The sequence below is a fragment of the Halorussus amylolyticus genome, assembly GCF_004143485.2.
In the GTDB taxonomy this organism is placed as follows: Archaea; Halobacteriota; Halobacteria; order Halobacteriales; family Haladaptataceae; genus Halorussus; species Halorussus amylolyticus.
Genome location: NZ_RXOB02000052.1, coordinates 20,653 through 30,376, shown reverse-complemented (window position 1 = coordinate 30,376; position 9,724 = coordinate 20,653). Strand labels below are relative to the sequence as shown.

Below are 9,724 nucleotides of genomic sequence, written 5' to 3'. Positions count from 1 at the left end.
CTCCTCTCCTCTCCTCTCCTCTCCTCTCCTCTCCTCTCCTCTCGCCTTTCGTTCCCGCGAAGACCGAGAGAAAACAGCGGAAACGGTGGGGTTTCGCCTTCAACTCCCGGCCGGCCCCCCCGATGCCATCTTTCGCTTTTGGTTTCCACCGCGGCGCTCGACCACCGAGAGACAGCGGAAACGTCGGTGTGGAACCGACCACGACCCACGGGTCGCTTCAAACAGCGGAAACGCCGGTGTTCCCCGCGCTCGGCAGGCGACGACGAACCGTGACGTATTCGCCGCTCTTCGGGGCTATCACCCCCGGAGCGACGCCTCCCGGGTCGAGAGGGTAGACAACGGAAACGGTGGGGTCGAACGAGGACAGAGACCGAGAGGAGAGAAAATCGCGAGTTCGACCGACTCCCTCCCTACTGGTCGTGTTCGACTTCCAGAAGCCGCGCGTCGCACTCCGAGCAACTCACCGCCACTACGTCCATCGTCCGACAGCACGACTCGACGGTGTCCTGCTCCATCGCGATGTCGCCGCCGCAGTCGGGGCACGTGTCGAGGAAGATTCGAAGACCGCTCAACACTCTGCTCTGGTTCGTAACCGTCAGTCTGTCCCAGTCGCTGTACCCGTCTTCGAGGATTCTCGCGGCTGCGACGTCGGCGAGTAGCGCGGCGCGGGACTCCCACTGGCCGAGCCGACGGCCGTCGAACTTCGCGACGAGCGCTTCCTGATGCTCGTCGAACTCCAGTTCGTCTTCGTCCACGTCGAGGACCGCGCTCAACTCCGCCTTCTCGGTCTCGTCGGCGTTGATGGACTCCATGCGGTCGTACCAGTCGGCGCGGAACGACTCGCTGAGGCAGAGGTCCTCGACCTCCGCGCACGGCTCGACCGCTCCCGCGTCGGCTAGAACTTCTTCGGGCTCGCGGTCTTCCTCGCTAATCTCCGGCTGGTCGTGTTCGTGTTTGTCGAAGTACTTGAGGAACCAATCCGGAAAGTATCGCTTGGTGAGCGTCGGGGTCCCCGGAACGAGGTACCCGCGAAAATAGATGGCCGCCAGACACGCCCCGAACACCGGTACGCCGACGAGCGGCGTCGCGACGACTCCGACCGCGGCGCTCCCGACGACCGCGATGAGGACGTTGACGATGGTACACGGCGTACATCGATTTTCGCCGGTGTACTCCGGCTGTTTGAATCGCTCGACGAACCCCGTTGATTTCGTGCTCATATGGTCTGTATTGTTTGTCTTCGGCTTATATATCTATTGTTACTGGAAATGGACAGGAATCGCCTCGCGAGCGGCCCGCACGGCGGGCCGCTCAGACCGTCGTCTGTCGGTTCGCGGCGCTCGCGCGCTGGAGTCGCAACGTCACCGCGGTTCCATCGGTGTGGTATCCGTCGAACGCGACTTCGCCGCCGAACTTCCCGACTATCCAGTTGGTGAGCCAGAGGCCGAGACCGCTCCCGTGGTGGAGGGCGGTCTCCTCGCCCTCTACGAGTACCTCGCGCTCGTTCTCGGGGATTCCCGGCCCGTCGTCGAGGACCGTGATTTCGACCCACTCGCGCTCTTCGTTCACGAACGAGACGCTCACGCTGACGGCGGGGTCGGAAGTCTCGTTGTGTTCGATTGCGTTCTCGACGACTTCGCTTATCGCGGCTTCGACCGTCTTGTCCGCATACACCTGCGCGGAGTCGGGGATATCGACCGAAATCTCGGCGTCGGGGTAGGCCTGACGGAACTCCGTGCAGGTCCGCTCGATGCAGTCGGTCACGTCGATTTTCCGCCTCGCCCAGTCGTCTCGGTCGAGCGTCTTGCCCACTTCGCGCGCTTTCTCGCTGATTTCGATGAGTTCGCGCGCCTTCCGTTTGATGATGTCGGCGTCGGTTTCGGTTCCGGGGTGGGATTCAGCGAGGTTCTCGGCGTGACCCAACACGACGTTGAGGTCGTTTCGGAGATTGTGGCGCAAAATTCGGTTGAACACTTGGAGACGCTGTTCGCGCCGGACCAGTTCCTTTCGGGTCTGTACCGAGTCGATGGCGTACGCGACGTTGTTTCCGAACTTCGAGAGGGCTCGCCGCTCGGTTTCGGGGAACGCGTCTCGGTCGTCCGACCACAGACTCAGCACGCCGTACGTGGTGTCCTCGTAGACGAGCGGGACCGCTGCTATCGTACAGCTATCGGTGTCGAACTCCGGTTCGGAGTCACAATCCGGACGGGCGCTCTCGCCCACCTCCGAGTCGAGGCCTCCGGCGAACGCCGCGGACCGCTCGACCCGTACGATTCCGGTCTCGACCGCTTCGCGGACGAGTCGCCGGTCGGGAACGCCCCGGACGGCCTCCCGGGTCGGAGAGTCGCCGTCGGGGTCGAAATCGAGCGTCACGGGGTCGAGATACCGCTCTTCGATGCCCGCCGAGGCCTGCGGGCGAACCACGCCCGACCCCTCTTCGACCTTTCCGACCCACGCGAGGAGGTACGGGTCGCACGCCGCGAGTCGCTCGCACGCGGTCTGTTCGATTTCCTCGCGCGATGTGGCTTGTAGGACTGCCTGACTCGCGTCCCAGATGCAGTCGTTGACGAGGACCTGACGCTCGCCGCGCCGTTCGGCCTGCCGCCTGGTGATGGCGTTGTTGATTCGGTTCGCCAGCACCGCGAACTGCTCTTTGCCCGACCCTTTCTGGAGGTAGTCGGTCACGCCCGCCGAAATCGCTCTGCTGGCTATCCGCTCGCTTCCGCCCCCGGTGAGCAGGATGAACGGAACGTCGGTGTCGCGCTCGCGGACGGCGTCCAAAAACTCGAGACCGTCCATACCGGGCATCTCGTAATCGCTGACGATGCAGTCGAAACACTCGGTTTCGAGCAGGTCGAGCGCCGGACTCGCGCCCTCGATGGTGTGGACCCGGATGCCGTACTCGTCGGAGAGAATCTCCGCAGTGACTTTCGCGAAGAAGTCGTTGTCCTCGACGTGAAGCACTCGGGGCGGCGCGTCTGCCATTTCCGTCCCGTGGTTTCTCGTTCTCTATATAAAGTGTTTCCTTCTCTTACCCTTCTCACTCGTGAATACACCCGACCTCGCCGCGAGTCGCGGCGAGGTCGATTTGCCGGGTTCGAGACTACTCCTCGGTCGGGTTCGAGACTACTCCTCGGTCGGGTTCGAGACTACTCCTCGGTCGGGTTCGAGACTACTCCTCGGTCGGGTTCGAGACTACTCCTCGGTCGGGTTCGAGACTACTCCTCGGTCGGGTTCAAGACTACTCCTCGGTCGGGTTCAAGACTACTCCTCGGTCGCCGGAGTCGAGTGCTTTCCGAACGACGGCGCGGGGCCGTCGGAGGGCGCGGCCCACTCGACCGCGTTGGTCAGAATCTGTTGGACTTCCGGTTGGCGGTAGATGGGGTACGTCTCGTGGCCCGGTCGGAAGTAGAACACCTTCCCGGCCCCGCGCGTGTAGCAACACCCGCTTCGGAACACCTCGCCGCCCTCGAACCAACTGGTGAACACCAGCGTCTCGGGCGCTGGCACGTCGAACCGCTCGCCGTACATCTCGGTCTCGGGAATCTCGACGGACTCCTCGACGCCCGCGGCGATGGGGTGGCCGGGTTCGAGGACCCACAGCCGTTCGGTTTCGCCCGCTTCCCGGTACTTGAGATTGCAGGTCGTGCCCATCAGACGCTTGAATATCTTCGAGAAGTGCCCCGAGTGGAGGACGACGAGGCCCATTCCGTCGAGGACGCGCTCGCGGACGCGCTCGACCACTTCGTCCGAAACCTCGTCGTGGGCGTCGTGGCCCCACCACGTCAGCACGTCGGTCTCGGCCAGCACGTCCTCGGTCAGACCGTGTTCGGGTTCGTCGAGGGTCGCGGTTTCCACGTCGAACCCCCGTTCGTCCAAGAAGTCGGCGATGACCGCGTGGATGCCGTCGGGGTACACCTCGCGAACCGCCTCGTCCTCGCGCTCGTGGCGGAACTCGTTCCACACCGTGACGCGGGTCACCGGTCGCCTCCCGCCGACGCGCTCGGGTCGGCCTGCGCTCTCAGTTCGGGAAACTCATCGAAAATCGCGTCGAGGTCCGGGTCGTCGTCCCGAAGTTCGTACCCCTCGTCGGTGTTCGCCACGACCCCCGTGCGTTCGAGGTGGTCGAGGTGAGCGTACGCCTCGCCCGGCCCGTGGAGGATGTGGATGTTCGAGAGTTCGCCGAACAGGTCGGCGCTCACGGTCCACGCGTCGGCGGTCCCGCGCTCGCGCAGGACGCCGACCACGCGCTCGGTTCGCTCGCGGTGGTGGGCCGCGATTTCGCGGGCGCGGTCGGTCGGGTCGTCGATGGGGTCGCGGTGGCCCGGCCACGCGCGTGCGTAGTCACCCTCGACGATACGCGCGAGCGAGCCGAGATACGACCCGAGCGGGTCCTCGACGCGGGGGTCCGCGCCGCCGACGTTCGGGGTGTACTTCGGCAGGAGGGCGTCTCCCGCGAGGAGTTCCGGGCCCGAATCCCCGTCGAAGGCGAACCCCGCCAGCCCCTTCGCGTGGCCCGGCAGGTGGACCGCTTCGAGTTCGACGCCGCCGAACTCGAAGTTGTCGCCGTCGGAAAATCGCTCGACTGTCGGCGATTCGCCCTGAATCTCCTCGTGCAAATCCAGAAAGTCGAGGAGTTCATCGCGCTTTTCGGCGGGGATTCCCCACGCGTCGAACAGCCCCCGATTGTCGATTTCGACCTCGTGGCTCGCAGTGTCGCTCTCGACCATCCGGGCGTCGTCCTCGTGGACGTAGACGGTCGCGCCAGACTCGCGCTGGATGTCGCCCGCGAGTCCGGTGTGGTCGTGATGCCAGTGGGTCAGCAAAATCGCGTCCACGTCGGAAAACGACAGGCCGTGTTCGGCCAGCCCCGCCGAAAGCTGGTCGCGGCCCTCGGACGTGGCGACGCCGGTGTCCACCAGCGCGGTCGTCTCCGACGCCGCGCCGAGGACGTAGGCGTCGTTTTGCCCCTCGAAGACGGTGTTTCCGAGCTGAATCCGTTTCACGGTCGTACTCCGCCCGGTTCGGGTAAGTCGCTTTCCCTCTCGGTTTCGCTCCACTCGACCCGCGAAGAAACGAGTTTTAGTACTTCCGTAGTAAGGATTTTTACGGAACGTTTATGATGAATACTACTCGCGGTTCTACCACGCGATGTCCGAACGAGTCGAGTCACCCGAATCGTGTGCCGACGCCGAGGGTTCCGGCGAGTCAATCAACTGGAAGCGGACCGAGAGCGGCGTCGAAATCTACGACGAGTCGAACCCCGAGGCGTGGGTTCGGATGGAGTTCGTCTGCGGAATCGACCCCGGAAAACGCCTGTACGGCGTCTGTGACGACTGCGGTCTCGTCGCACCGCAGCGCGGGCTTCCGTCCGCGAGCATGGTGTGTGGCGAGTGCGGCGCTGAGTTCGGTTCTGATAGCTGATTCGCGCAGAACGACCAGATTTTCTTGAGCGACCCGACTTCCGCCCCGAAAATCCTGCCCGGTCGCGGCCCTCGGCCGCGACCGGGCCGGGGGAAATTTGACCGGGCCGCGAAAGTTCGACCGGGCCGAGACACTTCGACTCGTCCGAATCTCCTCCTGCGCTACCGTTAACACGGAGGCCGTCGTTTCGGACTCATGGCGATTCCTCGTCCCTCGTCGCCGGTCGAAATCGGACTCGTGGCGGTCGGTGCCGTCGTCGCCTTTCTCGTCGTCGTGCCGCTTCTCCCGACCGTCTTCGACGTTCTGTACGGCGCGTTCCGGGGCGTGTTCGACGTTATCGTCCCCGGCGGGCGCGAGCGATAGGTCGGGTCACCGAATCGGTCGCTATCGGACCTCGTAGGAGTCCTCGGTGGCGACGAACCGGCTCAGGTCGGCGGTCTGGCGGTAGTCCGAGGCCAGCAGGTCCGACAGCGAGGCGGCGAGTCGCTCGCGGTCGTCGGCCTCCCACTCGCTCGGTTCTCGAATCGGGACGACGAGGAAGCCGCTCCCCGGCACGTGGTCGGCGTGGAGTCCGGCCATGCCCCGCGCGTCGAGCAGGGCCTCGCGGGACGCGTAATTTTGCAGGACGTGGCGGGTCGCGCGCTCGCCGACGGGCAGGAGGACGTGGGCCGCGATGGCCCGGAGTTCGGCGTCGAAGAAGGGTTCGAGGTCGGCGTACTCGCGGTCGGTCGGCCCGCGACTCTCGGGGAGACAGCACATGTGGAGGTAGCTGAAGAACAGATTAGCGAGTGCAGGGTCGTCGCTGTAGGCGTCGCCGAGCAGTCCGGCGTCGTTCAGAATCGGCTGGAGGCGCTCTCCGGCCTCGCTTCCGGTGAACGGGATGCCGGTCTCGACGCCACCGTGGACGCCCGGATGGTCGCCCACGAGGTGGAAGTCGGCGTTGGCGTCGCCGTAGCCGAACACCGCCCGACGGCCCGACGACCCGCACTCGTGTTCGCAGGGCGGACGCATGTCGAAGGGGTTGCTAGTCCTGTCGGTGACGTTCTTCACGGGTACAGATAACGCGGTTCGGGTTAAATTCGACGCGGTTCGTCGTCGGCCCGCGGCGGTGGAATATTGTCCGCTCGGTAACGTAACAATATAGGCAAAAAAGCTCTTATCCGATATAGTCAATAGATAGCAATGGACATGGTGGGGGAAGCCAACGATACGACACTCGAATCGACAGGACGGCGACGATTCTTGAAGGCGGCTGGCGTCGGCTCGGCGGTCGGACTCGTCGGGATACCCGGACTCGGGGCGGCACAGGACGGGGAGTTCCCGAGCGGCGACATCGAGATGATTTGCCCGTGGGCGGCAGGCGGCGGCACCGACCGGACCGCGCGCCAACTCGCGTCGCTGGCGGGAGAACAGTCCGACGCGTCGTTCTTCGTGACGAACCAGACCGGCGGGAGCGGGAGCGCGGGCTTTCGCGCGGCCGCGAACGCCGAACCGAACGGCCAGACGGTCGGGGTGCTGACGGTCGAAATTTGTACCATCTCGCACCTCGGCATCGCGAACATCACGCCCGACGCGTTCGCGCCGGTGATGCAGTACAACTTCGACCCGGCGTCGCTGACCGTGCCCGAGGACGCGCCGTACGGCACCATCGAGGAGTTCGTCTCGTACGCCGAGGAGAACCCCGGTGAGGTTCGCATCTCGAACTCCGGCATCGGTGCAATCTGGCACCTCTCGGCGGCACAGATGGCACAGGCGACCGGTATCGAGGTCGAACACGTCGGCTACGACGGCGGCGCACCCGCGACGCAGGCGGTAGTCAACGGCGAAGTTGAGGCGACGACCGCGAGTCCCGCGGAGGTCGCTCCGCAGGTGCAGGACGGGCCGCTCCAGATGCTCGCGGTGTTCGGCGAGGAGCGAAGCGACCTCTTCCCGGACGTGCCGACCCTTCAGGAGCGCGATATCGACGTGACCATCGGGGCGTGGCGAGGCCTCGGCGTCCCCGAGGGAACGCCCGACGAGCGCGTGCAGGCGCTCAACGAGACGTTCCAGTCGGTGTACGAGTCCGACGAGTTCCAGTCGTTCATGGAGGACAACGGGTTCGGCCTGGTCAACCGCAGTCCCGAGGAGTACGGCGAGTTCATGTCGTCCGAACTCGACCGGTTCGAGGGAATCGTCGACGAACTCGACATTCAAGAGGGGTCGTAGGACGGCGTAACGACTTCGGGGCGGGACCCGAGCGACGGCGTCGCTCGGGTCCCGCCCGATTCTCGAATTTTTACGATGACTATCGAGATACGACACACCGACAAAGTGGGGGCGGCGCTACTGGTGGCGCTGGCCGCGGGCGTGTTCGTCGCCAGCCGGGACTTCCCGAGCGGTTTCGGAGGCTCGCCCGGCGCGGCGTTCTTCCCGCGGGTCGTCGCGGCGACGATTGGGACGCTGGCGGTCGTCCTGTTCGTCCGGAGCGTCGCGTCGCGCGACCCGCGAACGCACCGAATCTCGACCGACGACGCGGTCCGGTTCGCGGTCCCGGTCGCGCTCCTCGCGGCCTACGTCGCCGCGATGTCGGTGCTGGGGTTCGTCCTCGCGACGGTGGCGTTCCTCGTCGGACTGATGCGCTACTCCGGCGTCGAGCGGTACGCGCGGTCGATTCCGCTCGCGCTCGGCGTGGCGATCGCGCTCCACTACGTCTTCCGGGAGTTCCTGCACGTCCCGCTTCCCTCGGGAAGCGTGCCGGTCTCGGAACTCCTCCCGGCGCTACCGTTGCTTGTGGGGGTGGCGTAAATGATGTTCGGGGGGTGGTGTAGATGAGCGCAATCGGGAATTTGGCGCAGGGGGCCGCCCTCGTCTTCCAACCGTTCGCGCTCGCGCTCATCGTCGGCGGCGTCCTCATCGGGATGACGATGGGGTCGCTCCCCGGCATGACCGCGACCATGACCGTGGCGGTGCTGGTCTCGTTCACGTTCGGAATGTCGCCCGCGGAGGGGATGATGCTCCTGCTCGGCATCTACGGCGGCGCGCTCTACGCGGGGTCGATTCCCGCGATTCTGATTCGCACGCCGGGGACGCCGAGCGCGGCCGCGACTGTCTTCGACGGCTTTCCGCTCGCCGAGCGCGGTCTCGCGGGTCGCGCCATCGCAGTGGCGACCGTCGCGTCGTTCGTCGGCGGCGCGACCAGCGTCGTCCTGCTGGCCGTGCTGGCTCCCCAAATCGCGAACGTCGCCATCGAGTTCGGCTCCGCCGAGTACTTCGCGCTCGCGGTGTTCGGACTGACCATCATCGCGAGCGTCAGCGGCGACTCGCTCGTGAAGGGGCTGATTTCGGGACTGTTGGGAATGTTACTCGCGACGGTCGGACTCGACCCGGTGCTGGCGTACCCTCGGTTCTCCTTCGGCGTCGAGGCGCTCAGTTCGGGCATCCAGTTCATCGCGGTGATGATTGGGCTGTTCGGAATCGCGGAGGGACTCCTGCGCTACCAGCGCGGTATCGGGAGCGAGCAGGTCACACAAGAACTCTCGAACGTGATTCCCAGTCGCGCCGACCTCGCGAAGATACGGAACGTTACCGTCGGGTCGAGCGTGGCGGGCGCGTTCATCGGCGCGATTCCCGGTGCGGGCGGCGACATCGCCTCGTTCGTCACCTACAACGAGGCCAAGCGGTGGGTCGAGGGCGCGGCGTCGTCGTTCGGCGACGGTGACATCCGGGGTGTGGCAGCGGCCGAAGCGGGCAACAACGCCAGCACCGGGGGCGCGCTGATTCCGACGCTCACGCTGGGGATTCCGGGCGACTCCGTGACTGCGATACTCATCGGCGCGCTGATGGTCCACGGCATCCGCCCCGGGCCGGGACTGTTTCAGGACGAACCTGCGCTCGTCTACGCGATTTTCGTCGGCTTCTTCACCGTCTACGTCGTCATCTTGGTGTTCGGCCTCCTCGGCGCGCGCTACTGGGCGCAGCTCATCGACTTTCCCGGAACGTACCTCTGGCCCGCCATCTTCGTCCTCTCCATCGTGGGCGCGTTCGCGCTCCGAGGCAACGTCCTCGACGTGTGGGTCGCGCTCGGCGCGGGGGTGCTCGGGTACGCGATGCGAGTCGAGGACTACCCGCTCGCACCGATGGTGCTCGGTCTGATTCTGGGTCCCATCGCGGAGGTGAACCTCAGACGGTCGCTTCAACTCTCGGGCGGGTCGCTGGAAATATTCTACGCCGAGCCGCTCACCCTCGGAATCCTCGTGCTGGCCGCGATTTCGCTACTCCTTCCGTTCGTGCAGGCGTGGCGGGGGTCCGAGTCGGCGTGACG

10 protein-coding genes are annotated in these 9,724 nt (G+C 65.4%); 5 read left to right on the top strand and 5 right to left on the bottom strand.

Annotation, left to right across the window (positions count from 1 at the left end):
• Positions 1 to 410: 410 nt before the first annotated feature.
• From EKH81_RS19125 to EKH81_RS19110, 4 genes are all read right to left on the bottom strand, one after another.
• A complete protein-coding gene (locus tag EKH81_RS19125) occupies positions 411 to 1,220 on the bottom strand; it encodes a DUF8054 domain-containing protein (protein WP_132058868.1) in 810 nt (269 codons plus the stop codon).
• Positions 1,221 to 1,311: 91 nt separating this feature from the next.
• Positions 1,312 to 2,985: a response regulator gene (locus EKH81_RS19120; RefSeq protein WP_132058867.1), complete on the bottom strand. Its 1,674-nt coding sequence runs from the start codon at positions 2,983 to 2,985 to the stop codon at positions 1,312 to 1,314.
• 279 nt (positions 2,986 to 3,264) lie between these two features.
• Positions 3,265 to 3,981, bottom strand: a complete 717-nt coding sequence (locus tag EKH81_RS19115) for a ThuA domain-containing protein (protein ID WP_132058866.1) — start codon at positions 3,979 to 3,981, stop codon at positions 3,265 to 3,267.
• Positions 3,978 to 5,006, bottom strand: a complete 1,029-nt coding sequence (locus EKH81_RS19110) for an MBL fold metallo-hydrolase (RefSeq protein WP_132058865.1) — start codon at positions 5,004 to 5,006, stop codon at positions 3,978 to 3,980. Before EKH81_RS19110 ends, EKH81_RS19115 begins: the two co-directional genes overlap by 4 nt.
• 145 nt (positions 5,007 to 5,151) lie before the next feature.
• Between EKH81_RS19110 and EKH81_RS19105 the strand changes: the two genes are divergently transcribed.
• Together EKH81_RS19105 and EKH81_RS19100 are read left to right on the top strand one after the other, a co-directional pair.
• Positions 5,152 to 5,424, top strand: a complete 273-nt coding sequence (locus EKH81_RS19105) for a hypothetical protein (RefSeq protein WP_132058864.1) — start codon at positions 5,152 to 5,154, stop codon at positions 5,422 to 5,424.
• 195 nt (positions 5,425 to 5,619) lie between these two features.
• Positions 5,620 to 5,787: a hypothetical protein gene (locus tag EKH81_RS19100; protein WP_162224681.1), complete on the top strand. Its 168-nt coding sequence runs from the start codon at positions 5,620 to 5,622 to the stop codon at positions 5,785 to 5,787.
• A gap of 21 nt (positions 5,788 to 5,808) precedes the next feature.
• Here EKH81_RS19100 and EKH81_RS19095 read toward each other — a convergent pair whose 3' ends face one another.
• On the bottom strand, positions 5,809 to 6,474 hold the full coding sequence (locus EKH81_RS19095) for a uracil-DNA glycosylase (RefSeq protein ID WP_132058863.1): 666 nt from the start codon (positions 6,472 to 6,474) through the stop codon (positions 5,809 to 5,811).
• A 132-nt stretch (positions 6,475 to 6,606) separates the two neighbouring features.
• Here EKH81_RS19095 and EKH81_RS19090 point away from each other — a divergent pair, with 132 nt between their 5' ends.
• From EKH81_RS19090 to EKH81_RS19080, 3 genes are all read left to right on the top strand, one after another.
• On the top strand, positions 6,607 to 7,629 hold the full coding sequence (locus tag EKH81_RS19090; protein ID WP_238392269.1) for a Bug family tripartite tricarboxylate transporter substrate binding protein: 1,023 nt from the start codon (positions 6,607 to 6,609) through the stop codon (positions 7,627 to 7,629).
• A gap of 75 nt (positions 7,630 to 7,704) precedes the next feature.
• Positions 7,705 to 8,208: a tripartite tricarboxylate transporter TctB family protein gene (locus EKH81_RS19085; protein WP_132058862.1), complete on the top strand. Its 504-nt coding sequence runs from the start codon at positions 7,705 to 7,707 to the stop codon at positions 8,206 to 8,208.
• A 23-nt stretch (positions 8,209 to 8,231) separates the two neighbouring features.
• The gene (locus tag EKH81_RS19080; protein ID WP_132058861.1) at positions 8,232 to 9,722 is read left to right on the top strand and encodes a tripartite tricarboxylate transporter permease; all 1,491 of its coding nucleotides are present in this window, start codon (positions 8,232 to 8,234) and stop codon (positions 9,720 to 9,722) included.
• Positions 9,723 to 9,724 lie beyond the last annotated feature (2 nt).

Excerpts from the sequence above, each read along its gene's own strand:
- EKH81_RS19105 (WP_132058864.1), top strand. The coding sequence starts at position 5,152 with ATGTCCGAACGAGTCGAGTCACCCGAATCGTGTGCCGACGCCGAGGGT.
- EKH81_RS19125 (WP_132058868.1), bottom strand. The coding sequence starts at position 1,220 with ATGAGCACGAAATCAACGGGGTTCGTCGAGCGATTCAAACAGCCGGAG.
- EKH81_RS19090 (WP_238392269.1), top strand. The coding sequence starts at position 6,607 with ATGGACATGGTGGGGGAAGCCAACGATACGACACTCGAATCGACAGGA.
- EKH81_RS19080 (WP_132058861.1), top strand. The coding sequence starts at position 8,232 with ATGAGCGCAATCGGGAATTTGGCGCAGGGGGCCGCCCTCGTCTTCCAA.
- EKH81_RS19120 (WP_132058867.1), bottom strand. The coding sequence starts at position 2,985 with ATGGCAGACGCGCCGCCCCGAGTGCTTCACGTCGAGGACAACGACTTC.
- EKH81_RS19100 (WP_162224681.1), top strand. The coding sequence starts at position 5,620 with ATGGCGATTCCTCGTCCCTCGTCGCCGGTCGAAATCGGACTCGTGGCG.
- EKH81_RS19085 (WP_132058862.1), top strand. The coding sequence starts at position 7,705 with ATGACTATCGAGATACGACACACCGACAAAGTGGGGGCGGCGCTACTG.